The sequence below is a fragment of the Cryobacterium sp. Sr8 genome (assembly GCF_004403225.1).
Classification (GTDB): Bacteria; Actinomycetota; Actinomycetes; order Actinomycetales; family Microbacteriaceae; genus Cryobacterium; species Cryobacterium psychrotolerans.
In genome coordinates this window covers 25,222-49,541 of sequence record NZ_SOHO01000006.1, presented here as the reverse complement: position 1 = coordinate 49,541, position 24,320 = coordinate 25,222, and the positions used below count along the sequence as shown (strand labels likewise).

22 protein-coding genes and 1 tRNA gene are annotated in these 24,320 nt (G+C 69.1%); 18 read left to right on the top strand and 5 right to left on the bottom strand.

Annotation, left to right across the window (positions count from 1 at the left end):
- The first annotated feature begins 61 nt into the window (after window positions 1-61).
- A complete protein-coding gene (locus tag E3T54_RS00500; protein ID WP_134474108.1) occupies window positions 62-1,261 on the top strand; it encodes an FAD-dependent oxidoreductase in 1,200 nt (399 codons plus the stop codon).
- A gap of 188 nt (window positions 1,262-1,449) precedes the next feature.
- Here E3T54_RS00500 and E3T54_RS00495 read toward each other — a convergent pair whose 3' ends face one another.
- Both E3T54_RS00495 and E3T54_RS00490 read right to left on the bottom strand, forming a co-directional pair.
- Window positions 1,450-2,550 carry an acyl-CoA desaturase gene (locus tag E3T54_RS00495; RefSeq protein WP_092321216.1) on the bottom strand — a complete coding sequence of 367 codons (1,101 nt, stop codon included), beginning with the start codon at window positions 2,548-2,550 and terminating at the stop codon, window positions 1,450-1,452.
- Between the two features lie 169 nt (window positions 2,551-2,719).
- On the bottom strand, window positions 2,720-4,327 hold the full coding sequence (locus E3T54_RS00490; protein WP_241976974.1) for a dolichyl-phosphate-mannose--protein mannosyltransferase: 1,608 nt from the start codon (window positions 4,325-4,327) through the stop codon (window positions 2,720-2,722).
- On the opposite strand from E3T54_RS00490, the gene rsmI reads away from it, so the two are divergent.
- The 11 genes from rsmI (at window position 4,326) to E3T54_RS00435 (ending at window position 16,138) form a co-directional block, all read left to right on the top strand.
- Window positions 4,326-5,189: a 16S rRNA (cytidine(1402)-2'-O)-methyltransferase gene (gene rsmI, locus E3T54_RS00485; RefSeq protein ID WP_134474106.1), complete on the top strand. Its 864-nt coding sequence runs from the start codon at window positions 4,326-4,328 to the stop codon at window positions 5,187-5,189. The two genes, E3T54_RS00490 and rsmI, sit on opposite strands and share 2 nt — an antisense overlap.
- A gap of 202 nt (window positions 5,190-5,391) precedes the next feature.
- Window positions 5,392-6,327, top strand: a complete 936-nt coding sequence (locus E3T54_RS00480) for a zinc-binding dehydrogenase (RefSeq protein WP_241976973.1) — start codon at window positions 5,392-5,394, stop codon at window positions 6,325-6,327.
- Between the two features lie 40 nt (window positions 6,328-6,367).
- Window positions 6,368-7,930, top strand: a complete 1,563-nt coding sequence (metG, locus tag E3T54_RS00475) for a methionine--tRNA ligase (protein WP_092321219.1) — start codon at window positions 6,368-6,370, stop codon at window positions 7,928-7,930.
- Complete coding sequence (locus E3T54_RS00470; protein WP_134474104.1) at window positions 7,923-8,876, top strand: TatD family hydrolase; 954 nt, start codon at window positions 7,923-7,925, stop codon at window positions 8,874-8,876. The genes metG and E3T54_RS00470 overlap by 8 nt, the downstream gene beginning before the upstream one ends.
- Before the next feature lie 239 nt (window positions 8,877-9,115).
- Window positions 9,116-9,907, top strand: coding sequence for a 16S rRNA (adenine(1518)-N(6)/adenine(1519)-N(6))-dimethyltransferase RsmA (gene rsmA / locus E3T54_RS00465; protein WP_241976978.1), 792 nt, complete (start codon window positions 9,116-9,118; stop codon window positions 9,905-9,907).
- Between the two features lie 9 nt (window positions 9,908-9,916).
- On the top strand, window positions 9,917-10,498 hold the full coding sequence (locus E3T54_RS00460; RefSeq protein ID WP_134474102.1) for a hypothetical protein: 582 nt from the start codon (window positions 9,917-9,919) through the stop codon (window positions 10,496-10,498).
- Window positions 10,499-10,507: 9 nt separating this feature from the next.
- Entirely contained in the window at window positions 10,508-11,443 is a 936-nt protein-coding gene (locus E3T54_RS00455; RefSeq protein WP_092321223.1) for a 4-(cytidine 5'-diphospho)-2-C-methyl-D-erythritol kinase, read from the top strand.
- A gap of 110 nt (window positions 11,444-11,553) precedes the next feature.
- Window positions 11,554-13,350 (top strand): ABC-F family ATP-binding cassette domain-containing protein, encoded by a 1,797-nt coding sequence (locus E3T54_RS00450; protein ID WP_134474101.1) that lies wholly within the window; start codon window positions 11,554-11,556, stop codon window positions 13,348-13,350.
- 173 nt (window positions 13,351-13,523) lie between these two features.
- Window positions 13,524-14,399: a MetQ/NlpA family ABC transporter substrate-binding protein gene (locus E3T54_RS00445; protein WP_134474100.1), complete on the top strand. Its 876-nt coding sequence runs from the start codon at window positions 13,524-13,526 to the stop codon at window positions 14,397-14,399.
- A gap of 36 nt (window positions 14,400-14,435) precedes the next feature.
- Window positions 14,436-15,479, top strand: coding sequence for a methionine ABC transporter ATP-binding protein (locus tag E3T54_RS00440; RefSeq protein WP_134474099.1), 1,044 nt, complete (start codon window positions 14,436-14,438; stop codon window positions 15,477-15,479).
- On the top strand, window positions 15,479-16,138 hold the full coding sequence (locus E3T54_RS00435) for a methionine ABC transporter permease (RefSeq protein ID WP_134474098.1): 660 nt from the start codon (window positions 15,479-15,481) through the stop codon (window positions 16,136-16,138). The genes E3T54_RS00440 and E3T54_RS00435 overlap by 1 nt, the downstream gene beginning before the upstream one ends.
- A 113-nt stretch (window positions 16,139-16,251) precedes the next feature.
- Here E3T54_RS00435 and E3T54_RS00430 read toward each other — a convergent pair whose 3' ends face one another.
- Window positions 16,252-16,743 carry a MarR family winged helix-turn-helix transcriptional regulator gene (locus E3T54_RS00430; protein WP_092321228.1) on the bottom strand — a complete coding sequence of 164 codons (492 nt, stop codon included), beginning with the start codon at window positions 16,741-16,743 and terminating at the stop codon, window positions 16,252-16,254.
- Window positions 16,744-16,824: 81 nt separating this feature from the next.
- Here E3T54_RS00430 and E3T54_RS00425 point away from each other — a divergent pair.
- The 3 genes from E3T54_RS00425 (at window position 16,825) to E3T54_RS00415 (ending at window position 19,351) form a co-directional block, all read left to right on the top strand.
- Window positions 16,825-16,896, top strand: a tRNA-Gln gene (locus E3T54_RS00425).
- A 52-nt stretch (window positions 16,897-16,948) separates the two neighbouring features.
- Complete coding sequence (gene glmU / locus E3T54_RS00420) at window positions 16,949-18,373, top strand: bifunctional UDP-N-acetylglucosamine diphosphorylase/glucosamine-1-phosphate N-acetyltransferase GlmU (protein ID WP_134474097.1); 1,425 nt, start codon at window positions 16,949-16,951, stop codon at window positions 18,371-18,373.
- The gene (locus E3T54_RS00415) at window positions 18,374-19,351 is read left to right on the top strand and encodes a ribose-phosphate diphosphokinase (RefSeq protein ID WP_092321230.1); all 978 of its coding nucleotides are present in this window, start codon (window positions 18,374-18,376) and stop codon (window positions 19,349-19,351) included. It abuts the gene before it with no gap.
- A 116-nt stretch (window positions 19,352-19,467) separates the two neighbouring features.
- On the opposite strand, the gene E3T54_RS00410 is transcribed toward E3T54_RS00415, so the two are convergent.
- Window positions 19,468-19,806: a hypothetical protein gene (locus E3T54_RS00410; protein WP_134474096.1), complete on the bottom strand. Its 339-nt coding sequence runs from the start codon at window positions 19,804-19,806 to the stop codon at window positions 19,468-19,470.
- A gap of 93 nt (window positions 19,807-19,899) precedes the next feature.
- Between E3T54_RS00410 and E3T54_RS00405 the strand changes: the two genes are divergently transcribed.
- Window positions 19,900-21,135: an APC family permease gene (locus tag E3T54_RS00405; RefSeq protein ID WP_134474095.1), complete on the top strand. Its 1,236-nt coding sequence runs from the start codon at window positions 19,900-19,902 to the stop codon at window positions 21,133-21,135.
- 120 nt (window positions 21,136-21,255) lie between these two features.
- Here the strand turns inward: E3T54_RS00405 and gndA are convergent, their stop codons facing one another.
- Entirely contained in the window at window positions 21,256-22,707 is a 1,452-nt protein-coding gene (gene gndA, locus E3T54_RS00400) for an NADP-dependent phosphogluconate dehydrogenase (protein ID WP_134474094.1), read from the bottom strand.
- 275 nt (window positions 22,708-22,982) lie between these two features.
- Between gndA and E3T54_RS00395 the strand changes: the two genes are divergently transcribed.
- A complete protein-coding gene (locus E3T54_RS00395; RefSeq protein ID WP_134474093.1) occupies window positions 22,983-23,633 on the top strand; it encodes a 50S ribosomal protein L25/general stress protein Ctc in 651 nt (216 codons plus the stop codon).
- A 35-nt stretch (window positions 23,634-23,668) separates the two neighbouring features.
- A complete protein-coding gene (gene pth, locus E3T54_RS00390) occupies window positions 23,669-24,250 on the top strand; it encodes an aminoacyl-tRNA hydrolase (protein WP_134474092.1) in 582 nt (193 codons plus the stop codon).
- The last annotated feature ends 70 nt before the right edge of the window (window positions 24,251-24,320 follow it).

The window sequence follows — 24,320 nt, the reverse complement described above, 5'->3', positions numbered from 1 at the left end:
GCGCGGCTCCGGGCAGGGTGCGCGCAGTGCCCCGCGGCCCGTCATGCGGCAGGATGTTCCCATGGCGCACGAAGTGGAAACGGTCGTGATCGGCGGCGGGGCGATGGGCTCGGCGACCGCCTGGCAGCTCGGCCGGCGGGGACGCTCGGTGTTGCTGCTGGAGCGCTTCGAGCCGGGGCACGCCAACGGGGCCTCGCACGGCGCGTCCCGCAATTTCAACACGGCCTACGCCGAACCGACCTATGTCGCGATGCTCGCCGAGGCCCTGCCGCTCTGGCGCGGCCTCGAGTCCGAGACCGGGTCCCGGCTGCTCGAGCAGGTCGGCATCGTGAACCACGGCCCCAACCCGAGCTTCGATGCCGTCGCCGACGCGCTGCACGCGGTCGGGCTCGGGGCCGAGTTCCTGGCGCCGGAGACCGCGGGGGAACGCTGGCCGGGCATCCGTTTCGACGGGCGGGTGCTGCACACCCCCGATGCCGGCCGGTTGAACGCGGATGCCGCAGTGGCCGCCCTGCAGGCCGCCGCCGTCGCCGCGGGCGCCGAGATCCGTCACGGCACCCGCGCCCTGCGCCTCGAGGTGCTCGGCGACGACCATGTGCGCGTCACCACCGAGACCGGCGTCGTCGATGCCCGCCGGGCCGTCGTCACGGTCGGCGCCTGGACCACCGGACTACTCGCCGGCGTGCTGCCCGTGCCGCGCCTCGTCGTCACGCAGGAGCAGCCCGCGCATTTCGCGCTGCGCGACACCGCGCCGGATGCCGCAGAGCGGGCAGCCGTGAACTGGCCGGGCTTCAACCACGCGTTCGACCCCGCCGACCCGCGCTACGACCACTGGTATTCGCCGGTCTACGGCATGTACACGCCGGGCCAGGGAGTCAAGGCCGGCTGGCACGGCGTCGGCCCGGTCACCGATCCGGATGCCCGCAGCTTCACCCCCGAACCGGTGCAGCTGGCCGCGCTGCAGCGGTATGTGCGCGACTGGCTGCCCGGCGCCGACCCCGACGCGCTCGAGCCGGTCAGCTGCACGTACACGACCACCGCCGACGAGCACTTCGTGCTCGACCGGGTCGGGCCGGTCGTCGTCGGCGCCGGCTTCAGCGGGCACGGCTTCAAGTTCACCCCGTCGGTCGGGCGGATCCTCGCCGACATCGCCACGGGCGCAGGCCCCCCCCGGCCCGATTCGCGCTGTCCCGGCTGCCGAACCCCGGCCTCGGTGGCTGGCTCGCCCACCGCTGACCCGGCCCGCCCACGCGCGGGATGACAACGGCTTCCACGTTGAGTTGCGGACAAAGTACCTTCAATTCGCGAATAAAGGTACTTTCTCCGCATCTCAGCCACACTGCTCGATGGATGAGGGCGTGGGCGTGGGCGTGCCAACGAGAAAGGCCGCCTCCCCGGAGGGAAACGGCCTGACTCGCTCGGACACCGAGTACGGCGCCGGATGCCGTTCTAGCGGTGGTGGAACCGGGCGACCATCGGGCAGTCGAACGGGTCGCGTGCCGCCAGGCCGACCTTGTTGAGGTAGCGAATGACGATGCCGTAGGACTCGAGGATCGACGTCTCCGTGTAGAGGATGTTGTGCGATTCGCAGTATTCCTTGGTGATTTCCTGCGCCTTGCGGAGGTGCGGCCTGGCCATGTTCGGGAACAGGTGGTGCTCGACCTGGTAGTTGAGCCCGCCCATGAACGTGTCCATGACGGTGCCGCCGCGGATGTTGCGCGAGGTGAGCACCTGGCGACGCAGGAAGTCGACCTTGCTGTCGTGCGGCAGCATCGGCATGCCCTTGTGGTTGGGCGCGAACGAGGCGCCCATGTACACGCCGAACACGGCCAGCTGCACGCCGATGAAGGCGAACGCCATGCCGAGCGGCAGGAAGTAGAAGATCACGGCGACGTAGGCCACGATGCGGGTGGTGAGCATCGAGATCTCGAGCCAGCGCTTGTCGACCTTCTTGCGGCCGAAGACCGTCTTGAAGCCGTGGATGTGCAGGTTGATGCCCTCGAGCATGAGCAGCGGGAAGAACGCGTAGCCCTGCTTGCGAGTGAGGAACGAGGTGATCCAGTTGACCTTCGCTGCATCTTCCTCACGGAAGACGATCACGTCCGGATCGATGTCCGGGTCCTTGCCGATCACGTTGGGCTGCGCGTGATGGCGGCTGTGCTTGTTCATCCACCAGGCGTAGCTGATGCCGACGAAGAGGTTCGCGAGGATGCGGCCGGCGCGGTCATTCGCGGGGCCGGATTCGAACACCTGGCGGTGCGAGGCCTCATGGGCCAGGAACGCGAACTGGGTGAGGATGATGCCGAGCACGCCGGCGATGATCAGCTGGAACCAGCTGTCGCCGAGCAGGACGAAACCGGTGATGGCTCCGCCGAGCGCGACCATGAGGATCGAGAAGACCAGCCAGTAGAAACCGGTGGCCCGCTTCAGCAGCCCGAGGTTGCGCACGGTGTGCAGCAGCGACGAATACTCGGTGGTGGGGTTCTTCGAATCGCCACCCCGGCGGGTCTTGAGGATGCGCACCGTAGGTGCGGCAATTGCTTCCGACATAGGGCCTTTGTTTGTTTCTTGACTTCCCAGCCGCGGATTGAGCAATTACTCGCAGAACAGATACCGATCACTCTACGCGAGCCACCCCCCGAAACCGGGGGAACTCACACTGGATTCCCAGTCGCTATATGCCCAAGACGGCATATATCCCCGTGGAACAGGGGCAGGATCAGCGCCAGCTCGGGAGCCAGATATGCAGCTGCCAGAACAGGAACGGGGTCTGCATTCCGGTCCAGAGCGGGTAGAAAAAGGCGCTCACCAGCGCCGCCATGGCGAGGAAGATCACCACGACCCGGATGCCCGCCAACCGTCGCCGGGCGGCCCGCTCCTCGTCCGCCACCGGCGCCCCGTCCGAACCGCGCGTCTCGCCCAGGAGCAGCCCGATCACAAAGGTCAGCCCGAGGATCAGGTACGGCTCGAACGCGATCGTGTAGAACTGGAAAACCGTGCGGTTCAGGTACATCAGCCAGGGCAGGTACCCGGCGGCCAGGCCGGTCAGGATGAGGCCGACCCGCCACTGTCGGTACCGGGCCAGCCGGTAGACCAGGTAGAAGGCGGCAATGGTCGCCGCCCACCAGATGATCGGATTGCCGATTCCCGTGATCGCCTCGGCGCAGCTGGTGAACCCGCAGCCGTTCTCGCCGGCGGACGACGAACGGAAGTACATGCTCGTCGGCCGGATCATGAACAGCCAGGTGAGCGGATTCGCCTGGTAGGGATGGGGCGTTTCGACATTCACGTGGTAGCCGTACGCGGCCACCTGGTAATGCCAGAAGCTCTGCAGGGGGAGCGGCACCCACGAGAACGCGCCCGTCCACGCCGCCCCCGCGGTTTCCGCCCAGTCCCGGTAGTAGCCGCCCCGGGTGACGAACCAGCCGGTCCAGGATGCGAGGAACGTGGCGGCCGCGACCGGGACCATCAGCAGGAAATTTGCCGGGGCCTGCTTGAGCAGGGCCGCGCTCAGCCAGAACGGCACCCCGGCCCTGCGGCGGGCGAGGGCGTCGACGACCACGACGTAGACGCCGAATGCGGCGAGGAAGTAGAAGCCTGACCACTTGACCGAGCTGGTCAGGCCGAACGCGAGGCCGGCGGCGAGCAGCCACGGCCGCCACCACAGCGTCGGTCCCCACGCCAGTTCGACGCCGCCGTCCCGGCGCCGGGCCAGCGAGGCTGCCAGCCGGGCCGCGTGCCAGTCCCGGTCGAGCAACACCGCGCCGAAGCCGAGCAGCGCGAAGAACATCACCGAGTTGTCCAGCAGTGCGACCCGCGACATCACGATCGCGTGCCCGTCGATGGCGAGGAGGAACCCGGCGATCACCGCCAGCACGGTGGAGCCAAAGAGCCGGCGGGCGATGAGCATCAGCACGGCGACCGCGAGCACGCCGATCAGGGCGGTCACGATGCGCCAGCCCCAGCTGCTGTCGGCGCCCCAGAAGGCCATGCCGAGGGCGATCAGCCATTTGCCCAGCGGCGGATGCACGACGAAGGACGGATCCGAGAGGAAGATGTTCGCCTGCCCGGCGGCGAAGAGGGCGTCGGCCTTGTCCGGCCAGGTCGACTCGTAGCCGTTGTTGAACAGCGTCCAGGCATCCTTCACGTAGAAGGTCTCGTCGAAGACGAGCTCGCGAGGGCGTCCCAGGTTCCAGAGTCGCAGGATAGCAGCCAGAACGAGGACGGCGAGGGGCCCGGCCCAGCGGAACCAGCGGCTAGTAGCGAGCACCTGACCATCGTAGTGATCGGCCGCACGGGTGACCGGAGGCTGAGAGAATGGGAGCATGATCATCCTCGCCGCCACGCCCATCGGAAACCTCGGGGACGTGACCACGCGCCTGGTCGAGGCCCTCAGTACCACGACGGTCATCGCGTCGGAGGACACCCGGGTCACCGTGCACCTGCTCAAGGCGCTCGGCATCGAGAACCGGCCGAAGCTGATCAGCCTGCACGACCACAACGAGCGCGGCAAGGCGGCCGAACTCGTCGAGCTCGCCCGGGACACCGACATCCTCGTGCTCAGCGACGCGGGGATGCCCACCGTGTCCGATCCCGGCTTCCACCTGGTGGATGCCGCGGTCCAGGCCGGCGTCACCGTCACGGCCCTGCCCGGTCCCTCCGCCGTGCTCACCGCCCTGGCCGTCTCCGGCCTGCCCACCGACCGGTTCACCTTCGAGGGGTTCCTGCCGCGCAAACACGGCGAACGCGTCGGAGCCCTGCGCGAACTCGCCGCCGAGCGGCGCACCATGGTGTTCTTCGAATCGGCGAAGCGGCTGGCCGCGTCGCTGACCGACCTCCAGGCCACGCTTGGCGCCGATCGCCGCGTCGTCGTCTGCCGCGAGCTCACCAAGTTCTTCGAAGAGGTCAAGCGGGGCACCGCCGCCGAGCTCGTCGAGTGGGCGGCGGCGGGCGTCAAGGGCGAAATCTGCATCGTCGTTGCCGGCGCCCCTGCTCGAGTCCTCGACCTCGAGACCGGCGTGGCCGAGGTCCACGCCCTGGTCGCGGCCGGCGCCCGGCTCAAGGATGCCGCCGCCGACGTGTCCGCGGCATCCGGCCTGGGCAAGCGCGACCTGTACGAGGCGGCGCTCACCCGGAAGGCCCCCGCGCCCTCCCGCAACGCGGAATACCCGACCCTCCCCAACCGTTAACACTAACAAACAGCTAATGGGGTGAGGGTCAGTGGCGCACGAACACGGTGATAGTGATGCCGGGGAAGGCGTTGCCGAGGCCCGATCCGTGAGATTTTCCCGCTACGGCGGACCGGAGGTATTGGACGTTGTCCGGACCGACGTCCCCGTGCCGGGTGCCGGCGAAGTGGTGGTCGGGGTTGTAGCAGCGGGGCTCAATCCCGTGGAGACCAGCATTCGGGAAGGCCGCTTGCAGTCGAAGTGGCCCGCTAGCTTTCCTGCGGGGCAGGGAAGCGACTTCGCCGGCCTGATCGCCGGCGTCGGCCCTCACCCCGAAGTCGCACAGGACCGGGCCGGAGCAGGCCCGCGCTGGCGGGTCGGCGATGCCGTGCTCGGGCACACCGTCCGCGGGGCACAGGCCAGTTTTGTCCGGGTGCCCGTGGCCGCCATCATCCCCAAGCCCGAACGGCTCTCCTGGGAGGTGGCCGGCAGCCTGTACACGGCGGCGGTCACCGCCTGGCACGCCGTGCAGGCGGCGAACCCGCAGCCGGGCTCCACCGTGCTCGTGCACGCCGCTGCCGGGGGCGTGGGCGGGATCGCCGCCCAACTCGCGAAGCTCCGCGGCGCGACCGTGATCGGCACGGCCAGCCCGGAAAGCTTCGACCATCTCCGGCAGCTGGGCGTCATCCCGGTGCAGTACGGCCCGGGCCTCGAGGAGCGACTGGCCCGGATCGCGCCGGACGGTGTCGACGCCGAGCTCGACCACCGCGGCGACGACGCGATCGCTACCGTCGACTCGGCCAACGAGGACGACATGGCCGTGCTGGCGAAAGTCGCCGACCTGGTCGCGGACCGGCAGGTCGTCGTCCCGGTGGCCGCGATCTACCCCTTCGACGAGGTGCAGGATGCCTACCGCGAACTGGAGGTCGGCCATGCCCACGGCAAGATCGTGCTCAGCCTGCACCCGGTGGGCTACCCGCACCAGAAGGTTCACGGCATCGATGTGAGGGAGAGCGAGGCGACCAGGGACCGCCCCGACCGGGAGCCGGCGCCGCCGGCCCACGAGGTGCTGCCGCCGGTCTTCGGGCACCCGCATCACCAGGGCCATCCCCCGGATCGCTCCGTCCCGACGGACCCCGATCGGGATCTCGCGGAGTAACACGCCCGGCGGCATCCGCTGCTCCCCGTAGAATGTCAGCATGTCCGACGGCTCTTCCTTTTACATCACCACGCCCATTTTCTACGTGAATGATGTCCCACACATCGGACACGCGTACACGGAAGTGGCCGCCGATGTGCTCGCGCGCTGGCACCGCCAGTCCGGTGACGACACCTGGCTGCTCACCGGCACCGACGAGCACGGGCAGAAAATCCTGCGCACCGCAACGGCTAACGGCGTCACGCCCAAGGCCTGGGCGGACCGCCTCGTGGAAACAGCCTGGAAGCCGCTGCTGAAGACCGTGGACATCGCCAACGACGATTTCATCCGCACCACGGACGTGCGCCACGAGGTGAACGCGCAGAAGTTCCTGCAGCACCTCTTCGACGCCGGACACATCTATACCGGCGAGTACGAGGGCTACTACTGCGTCGGCTGCGAGGAGTACAAGCAGCCCAGCGACCTGGTCGACGGCACCGGCGAGTTCGCCGGTCAGCCGGTGTGCGCCATCCACTCGAAGCCGGTCGAACTGCTGCACGAGAAGAACTACTTCTTCCGGATGAGCACCTTCACCCAGCCGCTGCTGGACCTGTACGAGAGCAACCCGAACTTCGTGCAGCCCGAATCCGCGCGCAACGAGGTCATCTCCTTCGTCAAGCAGGGCCTCTCCGACCTGTCGATCTCCCGTTCCAGCTTCGACTGGGGCATCAAGGTTCCGTGGGACGAGAGCCACGTCGTCTACGTCTGGTTCGACGCGCTGCTGAACTACATCACCGCCGTCGGCTACGGCCAGGACGACGAGGAGTTCGCCCGCCGCTGGCCAGCCACGCACGTCGTGGGCAAGGACATCCTCCGCTTCCACGCCGTCATCTGGCCGGCCATGCTGCTCGCCGCCGGACTCCCCGTGCCCACCCAGGTCTTCGGCCACGGCTGGCTGCTCGTGGGCGGCGAGAAGATGAGCAAGTCCAAGCTCACCGGCATCGCGCCGAGCCAGATCACCGAAACCTTCGGCTCGGACGCGTTCCGCTACTACTTCATGCGCGCCATCAGCTTCGGACAGGACGGCTCCTTCTCCTGGGAGGACCTCTCCGCCCGGTACCAGTCGGAACTGGCCAACGGATTCGGCAACCTCGCCTCCCGGGTGATCGCCATGGTCGTGCGCTACTGCGACGGAGAGATCCCCACGGCCGGCGAGTTCAGCCAGGCCGACGAGCTGATCCGCGGCACCGAGCGGCGGGCGACGGCCGCCGCGATGGGGGCCATCGACCGGCTCGCCATCCACGAGGCCATCGCCGCGGTCTGGGAACTCGTCGACGAGCTCAACGGATACATCACCAGCCAGGAACCGTGGGCCCTCGCCAAGGACCCCGCCCAGCGGGACCGGCTCGACGCCGTGCTCTTCACCGCCGTCCGCGGCCTCGGCACCCTGGCCGTGCTGCTCTCGCCGGTCGTGCCGCAGGCCACCGCGAAGCTCTGGACCGCCCTCGGCGGCGACGGCGAGGTCGCGGACCAGCGCATCGACCAGGCCTGGGAGTGGACCGGCGGCACCCACGTGTCTGCGCTCGAGGCACTCTTCCCGCGCATCGAGGCCACGGTTGGCTAACGCCGATCCGGCCGCCCATGTGCGCCGGCGCGAGCAGACGAAGGGGCGCGACCTGAGCTACCCGCCGCTGCCCGAGCCGCTCGTCGTGGGCGTCTACGACAACCACACCCACCTCGAAATCGCCGACGGCGAGAACTCGATCGACTTCAGGGAACACCTCGACCGGGCTTCCAGCGTCGGCGTGCGCGGCGTCATCCAGGTCGGCGGCGACCTGGAAACCTCGCGCTGGTCGGCCGAGACGGCGCTGCACGAACCGCGGATGCTCGCCGCCGTCGCCATCCACCCGAACGAGACCCCCGCCTACGATGCCGCCGGCACGCTCGACGACGCGATCGCCGAAATCGACGAACTGGCATCCCGCCCCCGCGTCGTGGCGGTCGGCGAGACCGGGCTGGACTTCTTCCGCACCGGCCCCGAGGGCCGTGCGGCGCAATACCGCTCGTTCGAGGCCCACATCGAAATCGCGAAGCGGCACAACCTGGCGCTGCAGATCCACGACCGCGACGCCCACGCCGAGGTCATCGCGACCCTGCTGCGGGTCGGCGCCCCCGAACGCACCGTCTTCCACTGCTTCTCCGGCGACGCCGAGATGGCACGCATCTGCACCGAGAACGGCTGGTACATGTCCTTCGCCGGCACGGTCACCTTCAAGAGCGCGGGCGACCTGCGCGAGGCGCTCGCGGTCGCGCCCCGCCAGCTCCTGCTCGCCGAGACGGATGCCCCGTTCCTCACCCCCGAACCCTTCCGAGGCCGCCCGAACGCCCCCTACCTGCTGCCGCACACGCTGCGCGCGATGGCCGCCCACCTCGAAACGGATGTCTCCCTGCTCGCCGCCCAAATCGCCTCCAACACCGAACTGGCCTACGGACGCTGGGATGCCGAACCGGTGACCGCGCCGCATGACCTCCCGCGCGGCGACGCCGGCCCCGTCGGTGGACTCGCATGAGCGAGTCCCGGCACGGCTTGCCGGCCGGAGACGAGCCGGAAACCCGTCCGGAACCCGGGCGGGAGGGCGGCCACGGTCGCCACGTCGCCCAGCCGGAGCCCGCGTCCGCTGAGCCCGCGTCTGCTGAGCCCGCGTCTGCTGAGCCCGCGTCTGCTGAGTCCGAGGCCACGCAGCCCGCGCCCGCCGGTCCGCCGGCCCGGACGCTGCTCGGCCCGTCCGAGATCCGCGACCTCGCCGAGATGCTCGGCGTGAACCCGACCAAGAAGCTCGGCCAGAACTTCGTCATCGACGGCAACACCGTGCGCCGGATCGTCAAGGTCGCGGGTATCACGGCCGACGACACCGTCGTCGAGGTCGGCCCGGGGCTGGGCTCGCTCACGCTCGGGCTGCTCGAAACCGGCGCCCGCGTGGTCGCCGTCGAGATCGACGCCCGACTGGCCGAGCAGCTTCCCCTCACGGTCGAACTGATGCAGCCGGGCTCGCCGCTCACGGTCATCCGGGACGACGCGATGCGCATCCTGGCCATCCCCGGCGAACCGACCCGGCTCGTCGCGAACCTGCCCTACAACGTCTCCGTGCCCGTGCTGCTGCACCTGCTCGAGCACTTCCCGTCCATCCGGGCCGGCGTGGTCATGGTGCAGGCCGAGGTCGGCGAACGCCTCGCCGCCCCGCCCGGCTCGAAGGTCTACGGCAGCCCCAGCGTCAAGGCCGCCTGGTACGGCGCGTTCCGCACCGCCGGCAAGGTGAGCCGCCAGGTGTTCTGGCCGGTCCCGAACGTGGACTCGATCCTCGTCGCGTTCGAACGCCGGGACGAACCGCTGGAGTCGGAGGAGCTGCGGCTGGCCACCTTCGCCCTCGTCGACGCCGCGTTCCAGCAGCGCCGCAAGATGCTGCGCCAGTCCCTCTCCGCCCGGTTCGGCGACTCGGCGACGGCCTCGCAGCGGATCACCGCGGCCGGCATCGACCCGACCGCGCGCGGCGAGCAGCTGACCGTGAACGACTTCCTCGCGATCGCCCGCGCGACGCCCTAGTCTGGGGCCATGTCCGACAGCCCCGACAGCCCCGACCGCCCCGGCAGCGTCGCGGCCGCCGGGATGAGCGACGAGGCGATGGCGGCCGCCACCGGCAAGGCAGGGGCCGACTGGTTCGAACTGCTCGACGCGGCCGGGGCCGCCGAGTGGACGCATCCGCAGATCGCCCGCTGGCTGCACGACGAGCAGGGCGTTCCCGGCTGGTGGAGCCAGGCGGTGACCGTCGGCTTCGAACAGGCGCGGGGCCGGCGGGCGCCCGGGCAGCGCGCCGACGGCACCTTCGAGGTGAGCGCGTCGAGGACGTTCCCGCTCGAGCAGGTGGCCGCCCTCGACGCCGTCATCGGTGCGGTGAGCGCGAGCCTCGGCCGGCCGGCGAGCGAGAGCCGCGCCGCGCGCTACCAGACCGCCCGGTGGGCGCTGCCGCAGAACGTGTCCCTGCTGGCCACGGCCAATCCCACGAACGCGGGCCGGACATCCGTTTCCCTGACTCACCAGCGACTCGCGGATGCCGCGGCGCTCGCCCCGGCGAAGGCGACGATGCAGCAGTGGCTGGCCACCGCCTCGTCGGGAGCCGCGCGCGGGCTGGGCTAGGTTAGGAGCATGAGCATCGCGGGGGCATCCCAGGTCGTGCACGCGAGAGCGCCGGGCAAGATCAATGTCTTCCTCAAGGTCGGCAAGGTCATGGAAGACGGATACCACGACGTCGCCACCGCCTACCAGTCGGTCTCGCTCTATGAAGACGTACGCGCCTATCCTGCCGACGACTTCTCGGTCGAATTCAACGGACCGATCGACACCTCGGGCCTTGCCACCGACGGCACCAACCTGGCGATCAAGGCGGCCCGCCTGCTCGCTCGCAAGACGGGTTTCCGCGGGGGAGTGCGCCTGGAGATCGAGAAGCACGTCCCGATCGCCGGCGGCATGGGCGGCGGATCGGCAGACGCCGCCGCAACCCTCCTCGCCTGCGACGCGCTCTGGGGCACCGAGCTGACGAAAGAGGAGCTGCTCGCCCTCGCCGCCAAGCTCGGGGCCGATGTTCCCTTCGCGTTCACCGGCGGCACCGCCATCGGCACCGGCCGCGGCGACCAGCTCAGCCCGGCCCTGGCCAAGGGGCACTTCCAGTGGGTGCTCGCCCTCGCCGAATTCGGCATGTCGACACCCGGCGTCTACAGCGAACTCGACCGCCACCGGGACCGCCACGCGCAGGACATCTTCCCCGCCGAACACCAGCCCACCGTCGATGCGAACGTGCTTCAGGCGCTGCGGGCCGGCGACCCGCGGATGCTCGCCGAGTCCCTCCACAGCGACCTGCAGGCGCCCGCCTTGCACCTCGCGCCGGGCCTCGGCAAGGTACTCGAGCTCGGCGAGGCGAACGGCGCCCTCGCCGGGATCATTTCCGGCTCCGGCCCGACCGTCGCCTTCCTCGTCGCGGATTCCGACAGCGCGCTCGAACTCCAGGTGGCGCTGAGCGCCTCCCGCCTGAACGTCGTGCGGGCAACCGGCCCCGTGCACGGCGCCCGCCTCGTCCACGACTGACTCCCCGCGAAACCGCAATTGTGCGCGTTATTCGCGGGTTTTAGCGCGCACAACTGCGGTTTCGCGGGAGGGAGAAGCTCTCAGGCAGGGCCGGTAAGCTTGAATCACTTATGGCACATTTGCTCGGGGCTGAAGCCCTGCACCTCGAATTCCCCACCCGCGTCATCTTTGACAGCGTCACCGCCGGCCTCAACGAAGGCGACCGGATCGGCGTCGTCGGCCGCAACGGCGACGGCAAGTCAACGCTGCTCAACCTGCTCGCCGGACGGATGGAACCCGACTCCGGACGCGTGACGCGTCGGCGCGGGGTGACCATCGGCATCCTCGACCAGGCCGACGAGCTGGCCTCCGGCCAGACCGTGGGCCACACCATCGTCGGCGGCATCGAAGAGCACGTCTGGGCCGGCGACTCCAAGGTGCGCGACGTCATCGGCGGCCTCGTGCGGGACATCCCCTGGGAAGCGCTCGTCGACGACCTCTCCGGTGGCCAGCGCCGCCGGGTGGCCCTCGCCGCCGTGCTCATCGGCGACCACGACGTGATCTTCCTCGACGAGCCCACCAACCACCTCGACGTGGAGGGCATCTCCTGGCTCGCCGGGCACCTGAAGAACCGCTGGGCGACGAACTCGGGCGGCCTCGTGGTCGTCACTCACGATCGGTGGTTCCTCGACGAGGTCTGCAACCAGACCTGGGAGGTGCACGACCGCATCATCGAGCCGTTCGAGGGGGGCTACGCCGCGTACATCCTGCAGCGCGTCGAACGCGACCGGATGAGCGCCGCGTCCGAATCCAAACGCCAGAACCTGATGAAGAAGGAACTCGCCTGGCTGCGCCGCGGAGCCCCGGCCCGCACCGCCAAGCCCAAGTTCCGCATCGACGCGGCCAACGTGCTGATCGAAAACGAGCCGCCGCCCCGCGACACGGTCTCGATGCAGTCGATGGCCATGCAGCGCCTCGGCAAGGATGTCGTCGACCTGCTCGACGTCACCGTCAAGTTCGAGAACAAGACCGTGCTCAACGACATCACCTGGCGCATCGCTCCGGGCGAGCGCACCGGCATCATGGGCGTCAACGGCGCCGGCAAGTCCACGCTGCTGAACCTCGTCGCCGGCACCCTGCTGCCCACCAGCGGCACGGTCAAGCGCGGCAAGACCATCAAGGTCGCCGTGCTCACCCAGCAGCTGTTCGAGCTCGACGACATCCAGAACGACCGGGTGAGCGAGGTCATCGGCCGCCAGAAGACGTCGTACATCGCCGGCGGCAAGGAGATCACCCCCGGGCAGATGCTCGAGCGGATGGGCTTCATGAGCGCCCAGCTGACCACGAAGGTCAAGGACCTCTCCGGCGGCCAGAAGCGCCGCCTGCAGCTGCTGCTGATCGTGCTCGACGAACCGAATGTGCTCATCCTCGACGAGCCCACAAACGACCTCGACACCGACATGCTCGCCGCGATGGAAGACCTGCTCGACTCCTTCCCCGGCACCCTGCTCGTCGTCTCGCACGACCGGTACCTGATCGAGCGCGTCACCGACAACCAGTACGCCGTGACGGATGGCGCCTTCCGCCACCTGCCCGGCGGCGTCGACCAGTACCTGGAGCTGCGCAAGAAGCAGATCTCCGGCGGTTCCGTCGGTTCGCCGACCGAGGCATCCGGCCCCGGGCAGAAGGGCAAGCTCGCCGTCGGCGGCGCCGAACTCCGCAACGCGCAGAAGGAACTCGCCTCGACCGGCCGGAAGGTCGTCAAGGTCCAGGACCGGATCGTCTCGCTGCACGAATCGCTGGCCGCACACGACCAGTCGGATTACACCGGCCTCGGCGCACTGTCGGCCGAGCTGTCGCAGTTGGAAGACACCGTGGTCGGCCTGGAAACGCGCTGGCTCGAGCTTTCCGAGCTCGTCGGGAGCTGATGGCGCAGATCCTGTGACGGAGTGTGTCGCAGGAGCCAGCGGGGCGCAGCATCCCTCGTTAGCGTTGAAGGGTGCCCTGCGGCGTCGCGGCACAGCCCCCATGTTTCTTCCCTGTGGTTTCGCTGTGCCCGCATGCCCGGGCTCCTACAGACACAGCGAGAGGGATACATAACATGAAGAAGACACTGCTGGCCGCCCTTGCGGTCGTACCGCTGGTTGCGCTGCTCGCCGGCTGCGCCGGTGGAGCCGGTGCTGAGGATGACGTCGTCACCATCGGCGTCGTCGGGGCCAGCGACCCGTACTGGGCCGACTACACCGAGGCCGCGGCGGCCGAGGGCATCGAGGTCGACATCGTCGACTTCGCCGACTACGCGCAGCCGAACCCGGCACTGGCCGCCGGCGAGATCGACCTGAACCAGTTCCAGCACATCGTCTACCTCGCCGAGTACAACGTGGCGAGCAAGCAGGACCTCGCCCCGATCGGCGCCACGGCCATCTTCCCGCTCGGCCTCTACTCGACCAGGGTGAAGAACGTCGACGGGATCAAGAAGGGCGACACCGTTGCCGTTCCGAATGACCCCAGCAATCTCTCCCGCGCCCTGCTCGTGCTGCAGTCGGCGAAGCTGATCGTGCTGACGGGCGGCGGCAGCATCTTCTCCACCCTCGATGACATCGACACGAAGAAGTCGAAGGTCTCCGTGAAGGCGCTGGATGCATCCCTCACCGCGACCTCGCTGCCGGATGTCGCCGCGGCGGTCATCAACAACGACTTCGTAGAGAAGGCCGGGCTGAAGTTCTCGGACGCCATCGCCAAGGATGACCCCACCGACCCCAACGCGCTGCCGTACGTGAACGTCTTCGCGGCCCGCGCCGAGGACAAGGACAACAAGACCTACAAGAAGCTCGTCGAGATCTTCCAGGAGAGCAAAAAGGTCCAGGCCGGCGTCCTGGCGGTCTCCGGGGGCAGCGCCGAAATGGTGACGACCCCGGTGAGCGAGCTGGAGAAGTCGCTCAGCACGGTCGAGAACGACACCGCCGCCCAGAAATAGCACCGCCAGCGCGAGGTCGTGAGTAAGGAATCCGTTATGCCCGTCGTCAGTTTGCGTGACGTGTCCAAGGTCTACCCGGCCACCACGAAAACGGGCGACCCCGTGATCGCGATCGACGGCGTCAGCCTCGATGTGGAGGCCGGCGACGTCTACGGCATCATCGGCTACTCCGGGGCCGGCAAGAGCACCCTGGTGCGCCTGGTCAACGCGCTCGAGCGCTCCACCGGCGGCGAGATCCTGATCGACGGACAGGACATCGCCGGCCTGCCGGAGCGCAGACTCCGCGAGGTGCGCCTCGGGATCGGGATGATCTTCCAGCAGTTCAACCTGTTCAACTCCCGCACCGTGGCCGGCAACATCGCCTACCCGCTCGAGGTTGCCGGCCGGCCCCGCGCGGAACGTGCGGCGCGTGTCGCGGAACTGCTCGACTTCGTCGGCCTGGCCGACAAGGCCCGTGCCTACCCCGACCAGCTCTCCGGCGGCCAGAAGCAGCGGGTCGGGATCGCCCGGGCGCTCGCCACCCAGCCGAGCATCCTGCTCGCGGACGAGGCCACCAGCGCCCTCGACCCGGAGACCACCCACGAGGTGCTCACGCTGCTCAGGCGGGTCAACCGGGAGTTCGGCGTCACCATCATCGTGATCACCCACGAAATGGACGTCATCCAGACCATCGCCACCAAGGTTGCCGTGATGGACCAGGGACGCGTCATCGAACGCGGTGACGTGTTCGACGTGTTCTCGAACCCGCAGCACCCGGCATCCGCCCGCTTCGTCGGCACCGTGGTCAAGGGAGTGCCGTCGCCCGGTGAACTGGCCGTGCTGCGCGAGCGGCACGTGGGCCGGATCGTCACGCTGTCGTTCCGCGACGCGGGCGTCGACCAGCAGGCGGTGTTCGGCGAGTTCGCCCGCGCCGGGGTGGCCTTCGAGGTCATCTACGGCGGCATCAATGAGATCCAGGGCCGTTCGTTCGGGCACCTGACGCTGAGCCTGGCCGCGGATCACCTCACGGATGCCGACGCTGTGATCGACGGCGTGCTCGACCGGGTGCGGCAACTGACGACCGTCACGGAGGTGCGCTGATGGATTCGCTGATCGACCTGACGCCGGAGCTGTGGACCGCAGCGGGGGAGACCCTCTACATCGTCGGCCTGACCCTGTTCTTCGGCGGGATCGGGGGACTCCTGGTCGGGTTCGGCCTCTACCTGGCCCGCGCCGGAAACATCCTCGAGAACCGCGCGGTGTTCACGGTGCTGAACCTGCTGGTGAACTTCATCCGCCCGATCCCGTTCATCATCTTCCTGGCCGCGGCCCAACCGCTCGCGCGAATGGTGGTCGGCACCGGCATCGGCAACCCGGCGATCATCTTCACGATTTCGCTGGCGGCGGCGTTCGCCATGGGGCGCATCGTGGAGCAGAACCTGCTCACCGTCACGCCCGGCGTGATCGACGCGGCGCGCTCGGTCGGGGCCGGACCGATCCGGATCATCTTCACCGTGCTGCTGCCCGAGGCGCTCGGGCCGCTGATCCTCGGCTTCACGTTCATCTTCGTGGCCCTGGTCGACATGTCGGCGGTGGCCGGGATGGTCGGCGGCGGCGGCCTCGGTAACTTCGCGCTGCTCTACGGCTACCGGCAGTTCAACCCGGTCGTCACCTGGGCGGCCGTGCTGCTGATCATCGTGCTCGTGCAGCTCGTGCAGTTTCTCGGCAACTCCCTGGCCCGCAAGGCTCTCCGCCGCTAATCCCGCCGCCCCCTCCGCCGAACTGTGAGTTTGGCACCTTCCCGGGCCCCACGAAGGTGCCAAACTCACGGTTCGGCGAGGGTCTCGACGGGGTCGGCCGCCGGGAGGGCGCCTCAGTCGAAGTCGAGGCTGAGCTTGCGCAGCAGCCCGGCGAGGCGTTCCTGGTCGCCGGGGGAGAGCGTGTCGAGCAGTTCCGCCTCGGCGTCGACGAGGCGGGTGATCGCGGCATCCACCCGGATGAGCCCGGCCGGCGTCATCCCGACGAGCACGCCGCGGCCGTCGTTCGGGTCGGTGCGCCGGGTGACCAGGCCGCGGTCGACGAGCCGGTCGATCCGGTTCGTCATCGTTCCGCTGGAGACGAGCGTCTGCTGCAACAGCGACTTCGGGCTGAGCACGTAGGGCTCCCCGGCACGGCGGAGGGCCGAGAGCACGTCGAATTCCCACGACTCGAGCTCGGAGCGGGAGAACGCCGTGCGGCGGGCGCGGTCCAGGTGCTTGGAGAGCCGGGCGACCCGGGAGAGCACCTGGAGGGGCGCGAAATCGAGGTCGGGCCGTTCGCGCAGCCAGGCGTCCACAATCCGGTCGACTTCGTCATTCGCAGGCATCCCTCCATTATCCGGCCGCGGCGCCGGGCGACGCGCACATCTGGCAGACTTGACTGCGATGCCCGGCGCCGGTCGGTGCATTCCGCCGTGGTGTAATGGCAGCACGACAGCCTTTGGAGCTGTTAGGTCCAGGTTCGAGTCCTGGCGGCGGAGCGGTTCGATCCACTGATCGAAGACCGTTCTCGAGACGACCAAGGGGCAACACATGACCGATAATCGACTCGCCGTAATCGTCCTGGCCGCGGGCCAGGGCACGCGAATGAAATCCAGCCTGCCGAAACTCCTGCACCCGCTTGCCGGGATGCCCGTGATCAGCCACGTGCTGGCCACGGCGAAGGCCCTGGGCGCCGCGCACCTCGTCACCGTCGTGCGCCACGAACGCGACCGCCTCGTCCAGGTCATCACCGAAGAGCTGCCCGAGAGCCTCGTCGTCGACCAGGACGACATCCCCGGCACCGGCCGAGCGGTCGAACAGGCCGTCGAGGTTCTCCCCGCCGATTTCGAGGGTGACGTGCTCGTCATCAACGGCGACGTGCCGCTGCTCGACGCCGACACGCTGGCCGCCTTCATCGGCGCGCACCGCGCGAGCGCCGCCGCCGCCACCGTGCTTTCGGCGGTCGCGGATGACGCCACCGGCTACGGCCGGATCATCCGCTCCGAACGTGGCGACTTCGACCGCATCGTCGAGCAGAAGGACGCCAGCGCCGAGGAACTCGCCGTCGACGAGATCAACGCGGGCGTCTACCTGTTCGGCCTGGCCGCTCTCCGCGAGCAGCTCGCGCTGCTCACCACCGAGAACGTGCAGGGCGAGAAGTACCTCACCGACGTGATCGGCCTGCTCCGGGGCGCCGGCTCCGACGTGAGCGCCGTCGCCGTCGCCGAGGCCTGGCTCGTCGCCGGCATCAACGACCGCGCACAGCTGAGCGAGGCCGCGCTGAAGCTCAACGCGCTGATCGTGCGGGGCTGGCAGCTCGCCGGCGTGACCGTGCAGGACCCCGCCACCACCTGGATCGACATGAAGGCCACGCTGGCACCGGATGTCACGATCCTGCCCGGCACGCAGATCGAGGGCGAGACCTCCGTCGCGACCGGCGCCGTGGTCGGGCCGGACACCACCCTCCGCGACTGCGAAGTGGGCGAGAACGCGGTGGTGAAGCGCACCGACGCGACCCAGGCGGTCATCGGCGCCGGGGCATCCGTCGGCCCCTTCTCCTACCTGCGACCGGGAACCGTGCTCGGCGCGGACGGCAAGATCGGCGCGTACGTCGAGACGAAGAACGCGACCATCGGCGCGGGCAGCAAGGTGCCCCACCTCAGCTACGTCGGCGACGCCACGGTCGGCGTCGGCTCGAACATCGGCGCCGGCACGATCTTCGCCAACTACGACGGCGTGAACAAGCACCGCTCCGAAATCGGGTCGCACGTGCGGACCGGGTCGCACAACGTGTTCGTCGCGCCGATTAGGATTGGTGACGGAGCGTACACGGGGGCCGGAACTGTCGTCCGCAAGGACGTTGCGGCCGGGTCCCTGGCCATCAGCGTGGCTCCGCAGCGCAACATGGACGGCTGGGTTCAGGCCAACCGTCCGGGAACCGACGCGGCGCAGGCCGCGGAAACGAGCGGAGACTAAGTGCCCGGAATCACAGCCAAAGGCGAGAAGAAACTGGTCCTGGTTTCGGGGCGCGCGCACCCTCAACTCGCGCTCGACATCGCCAAAGAGCTGGGTTCGGAGCTCGTGCACACGGATGCGCGCACCTTCGCCAACGGTGAGATCTACGCGCGGTTCGACGAGAGCGTTCGCGGAAGCGACGCGTTCGTCATCCAGTCGCACACCGCGCCGATCAACGAATGGCTGATGGAACAGCTGATCATGGTCGACGCGCTCAAGCGGGCCTCGGCGAAGCGGATCACCGTGGTCGCGCCGTTCTACCCGTACTCGCGCCAGGACAAGAAGGGTCGCGGCCGCGAGCCGATCTCGGCCCGCCTCGTCGCCGACCTGTTCAAGGTCGCCGGCGCCGACCGGATCATGTCGGTCGACCTGCACGCCGCGCAGATCCAGGGCTTCTTCGACGGCCCGGTCGACCACCTCTTCGCCATGCCGGTGCTGCTCGAACACTTCCGTGAGAAGCTCGACCCGTCCACGCTCACCGTCGTCTCGCCCGACATGGGCCGCGTGCGCGTGGCCGACATCTGGAGCGACAAGCTCGGTGCGCCGCTGGCCATCATTCACAAGCGCCGCGACCCGCTGGTGCCCAACCGCGTGTCCGTGCACGAAATCGTCGGCCAGGTCGAGGGGCGCGTCTGCCTGATCGTCGACGACATGATCGACACCGGACGCACCATCGCGCAGGCCGCCGAGGCGCTGCGGGAAGCCGGAGCGATCGGCGTTGTCGTCGCCGCCACGCACGCGGTGTTCAGCCACCCGGCCATCGAGATGCTGCAGAACTCGGCGATCTCCGCGGTCGTCGTCACCGACACCCTGCCGGTTCCGGAAGACAAGCGCTTCCCGACGCTGACGGTGCTGCCGATCGCACCGCTGCTGGCGCGCGCCATCCACGAGGTCTTCGACGAAGGCTCCGTCACCTCGCTCTTCGAGGGCGCGGCCTAAACGCTCCCCGTCCTCCCGCCGAACTGTGAGTTCGGCACCTTCCCGAGCCCGACGAAGGTGCCAAACTCACAGTTCGGCGAAGATTCGGGGCGGGCTCGGCGCGTGCCGGGGCGGGCCTAGGGGGCTGCCGGGATGAGGCCGAGCGGCTCCACGAAGGTCTCGCGTTCGTTCGCGTCGACGGCGTAGCACTGCCAGCCGAAACCGCCGGCGCCGGCGAACTCGAAGCGGGCCACGGATGATTCGGCGAACGGGTGGTACCGGTCGACCGACGCCAGGCAGGCGTTGGTGGCCGTCGAGCCGGCGACCTGCAGCGTGGTGAGGATGCCGGGCACGACGAGAGACACGAGGCCCAGCACCACCACGATCCGCATCATCGTCAGGGTACGGCGGCTGCGCAGCGGGCGCGAGGCGTCGTGCGGCTCGTAGCCGGCGAGTTCGGGGATCTCATTGCTCATGGTCATAGGCTCCGGTCCCAGTATCCCAGATGCCGGATGCCGCCTTGCTGTGTGCGTCGCCGGTAGTTCACCCGCGCTGGTTAGGGTGGTGTCATGACCACGCTGGAGCGCCACCTCGGGCTCGGGCGCGCGATCATCGTCGGCCTGGCCGCGATGATCGGCGCCGGCGTCTTCTACGTCTGGGCGCCGGCCGCGGCGGCCGCCGGAACGGGCCTCCTGATCGGCCTTGTCATCGCCGGGGTCATCGCCTCGCTCAACGCCCTCAGCTCAGCGCAGCTCGCGATGGCCTACCCGGTGTCGGGCGGCGCGTACGCCTTCGGCCGCGCCACCCTCAGCCCCTGGTGGGGGTTCGCGGCCGGCTGGCTCTTCCTCGCCGGCAAGACCGCCTCGGCCGGCGCGATCGCGCTGATCGCGGGCAGCTACCTCTGGCCCGAACAGTCCCGCGCCGTCGCGGTGGCAGCGGTGGTCGTGCTCGGCGCCGTGAACATGGCGGGCATCCGGACCACGGCCGGAGTGAGCGCCGCGATCGTGTTCACCGTGCTCGGCGGCCTGCTCGTCGTCTTCGCGGCGATCGGCTTCGGCGGCAGCCTGTCCGGGGCGAGCCTGGACCTGTCGACGATGACGGATGCCGGCTGGTACGGCATCCTGCAATCGGCCGGCCTGCTCTTCTTCTGCTTCGCCGGGTACGCCCGGATGGCGACGCTCGGCGAAGAGGTGCGGGCCCCCCGGCACACCCTGCCGCGGGCGATCATCACCGCGCTGGGCATCACGCTGGTGATCTACGCGGTCATCGGGGTGCTCTGCGTGACCATCCTCGGCCCGGCCGTCCTCGCGACGTCCGCCTCGCCGCTGGCGGACGTGCTCGGCGGTGACGAGCCCTGGACCGGCCTCGCCCGCGTGGTGGCCGCGATCGCCTGCCTCGGCTCTCTGGTCGGGATCCTCGCCGGTCTCAGCCGAACCGGGCTGGCGATGGCCAGGGAGCGCGACCTGCCCGGCCCGCTCAGCCGGATCTCCGAGCGCACGCACGCGCCCATTCTGGCCGAGGCAACCTTCGGGCTGGCCGCGATCGCCGGCATCCTGCTGCTGGACCCGGCGCGGCTGGTCGGTTTCTCGGCCTGCGCGGTGCTGGTCTACTACGCGATCGCGCACCTGAGCGCGCTCCGGCAGCGCCCCGCGGACCGCTGGCTGCCCCGGGTGATCCAGTACGCGGGGGTGGCCGGATGCCTGCTGCTCGCGGTCACGCTCCCGTGGCAGGGCGTGCTCGCCGCGGCCGCCTGGCTCGCCGTCGGCCTGTTCGCCCGAGCCGTCCGCCTCGCCCGCGCCCGCTGACCCGCGCCGCCGCCCGGTTCCGTCCGCCGAGCTTGCCACTTCCGGTCGAGTTTGCCTGGCGCGCCAGGCAAACTCGACCGCAACGGCCAAACTCGGCGGAAACGCGAGGGCGGGAGGCGCCTAGTGCGAGGAACCCGCCGACTCGACCTCGGAGCGGTCGCCCGACCACAGGGTGTGGAACGTGCCCGGCCGGTCGACGCGCTTGTAGGTGTGCGCGCCGAAGAAGTCCCGCTGGCCCTGCACGAGGGCGGCCGGCAGGCGCTCACTGGCGAGCGAGTCGAAGTAACTCAGCGCCGAGGCGAACCCGGGAACCGGGATGCCCGACAGTGCGGCGGTCGAGACGATCCGGCGCCAGGCGGCCTCACCGTCGGCGACGGCCTTGGCGAAGTACGGGTCGACGAGCAGCGTCGGGATCGACGGGTCGTTCGCGTAGGCATCCACGATGCGGTTGAGGAACTGGGCCCGGATGATGCAGCCGCCGCGCCAGATCGTGGCGATGGCGCCCTTATCGACGTTCCAGCCGTACTTCTCGGCGCCGGCAATGATGGCGTCGAAGCCCTGGGCGTAGGCGACGACCTTGGAGGCGTAGAGCGCCTGGCGCACGTCGTCCTGGAAGGTGTGGCCGACGACGGCGATCTCCGGACGGGCGTCGACGATCGCGCGGAACGGGACCCGCTGCTCCGGGTGGCTCGACACGGCGCGGGCGAAGACCGCCTCGGCGATCCCGCCGACGGGCACGCCCAGGTCGAGCGCGTTCTGCACGGTCCAGACCCCGGTGCCCTTTGAGCCGGCCTCGTCGAGCACGATGTCGACGAACGGCTTGCCAGTCGCAGCATCGACCTGGCGGAGCACCTCGGCGGTGATCTCGATCAGGTAGCTCTCGAGGTCGCCCGAGTTCCACTCCGTGAACACGTCGGCGATGGCGGCGGGGGAGTGCCCGCCCACCTTGCGGAGCAGGTCGTAGGCCTCGGCGATGAGCTGCATGTCGGCGTATTCGATGCCGTTGTGGATCATCTTGACGAAGTGGCCGGCGCCATCCGTGCCCACGTGGGTGACGCAGGGCACGCCGTCGACGACGGCGGCGATCGATTCGAGGATCGGGCCGAGGGTCTTGTACGCCTCCACCGATCCGCCGGGCATGATGCTCGGGCCCTTGAGGGCGCCCTCTTCGCCGCCGGAGATGCCGGCGCCGACGAAGTTCACGCCGGTCGCGCTGACGGCCTTCTCCCGGCGGATGGTGTCGTGGAAGTCGGCGTTGCCGCCGTCGACGATGATGTCGCCGGGCTCGAACAGGGCGGTCAGCGCTTCGATCACGGCATCCGTGCCCCGGCCGGCCTGGACCATGATGATCGCCGTGCGCGGCTTCTGCAGCGAGGCGACGAAGTCTTCAATCGTTTCGGATGCCACGAAGCCGGCCTCGGGGTGCTCCCCGGTCAGCAGGCGGGTGCGTTCGGGGGAGCGGTTGTACACCGCGACGGTGTTGCCCTCCCGGCTGGCGAGGTTGCGGGCGAGATTCGAGCCCATCACCGCCAGTCCGACGACGCCGATGTTTGCGGTTGAAATTTCAGACATGAGGTCTCCTGGGCTGGTGATGGGGGGACCCGTCAAGCCTACTGACTGCGCCGGCGGCGTGACCTGTGATTACGCGGCGGCGCCCGGCCCCCGCACCCTGCTAGACTGGGCAGCTGAACTTCGGCGAGGGATTTCGCATGTCCGGGCAACCGGGCGGGCGGCATCCGTAATCGACGCGGCGGACGAGACCTACGGCCTTTCCTCACGCGCTATGCGTTCGAGTTGAACCAGTACACACACAATCTGGGCTGTAGAGGTCCGCAAGGAGTAACACCATGGCGAAAGAATCCACCACCGACAACAAGGTCGTAGCCGAGCTGCGCGAAAGCTTCGGCAAGGGCGCTGCCCGCAAGCTGCGGGTTCTCGGCAAGATCCCCGCCGTCATCTACGGCCACGGCACCACCCCGGTGCACGTTTCCCTTCCCGCGCACCACATCGCGCTGATCCTGCGCCGCGCCAACGCCATCCTCGAGCTGGACATCAACGGCAAGAGCCAGCTGACCCTGGTCAAGGACGTGCAGAAGGACCCGGTACGCCAGATCATCGAGCACCTCGACCTGATCGTCGTCCGCAAGGGCGAGAAGGTCCAGGTTGACGTGCCCGTGCACCTCGAGGGTGAGTCGTTCCCCGGCACCATCGCCGACTTCGACGCCAAGACCCTGCTCCTCGAGGTCGAGGCCACGCACATCCCGCAGAACATCGTCGTCTCGATCGAGGGCCTCGAAGAGGGCGCGCAGATCCACGCCAAGGACATCGAGCTGCCCAAGGGCGCGACGCTCATCTCCGACGCCGACATGCTCGTCATCTACGTGCACACCCCGCGTGGCACCGATGAGGGCATCGAGGCAGCGGATGCCGCAGCCGCCGAAATCGCCGAGGAAGAGCACGAAGCCGCAGCCGGCGAGTCCACCGAGTCCGCCGAATAATTCTCGACTGGATTCGCCGAAGGCGGAGGACTTCCCTGGACGCGAATCTCTGGCTCGTAGTCGGGCTCGGTAACCCCGGGCCCGGCTACGCCGGCAACAGGCACAACGTCGGCCAGATGGTTTTGGCCGAGCTCGCCAACCGCATGGCGGCGAACTTCAAGACCCACCGCACGAATTCGGCCGTCGCCGAAGGTCGCAGCTTCCCGGGCGGGCCGGGGCTCGTCCTGGCCAAGCCGGACACGTTCATGAACGTGTCCGGCGGGCCGGTCGCGGCGCTGCTGCGCTTCTACTCGCTCGAGCCGTCGCGGCTGATCGTCGTGCACGACGACCTCGACATCCCGTACGACACCGTCAAGCTCAAGCTCGGCGGCGGCCACGGCGGCCACAATGGCCTGCGCGACATCATCGCCGCCACCGGCACCAACGACTTCATCCGGGTGCGGGTCGGCATCGGCCGTCCCCCCGGCCGGCAGCCCTCGGCCGACTTCGTGCTCAAGGACTTCTCGTCCACCGAGCGGGCCGCGCTGCCCAACCTGTTGTCGGATGCCGCCGACGCGGTCGAACTCATCGCCTCCGACGGCCTCGTCGCCGCACAGCTCAAGTTCCACACCGCCTAAAGGCGCCACCCCCTCCGCCGAACTGTGAGTTTGGCACCTTCGCCGGGCGCGGGAAGGTGCCAAACTCACA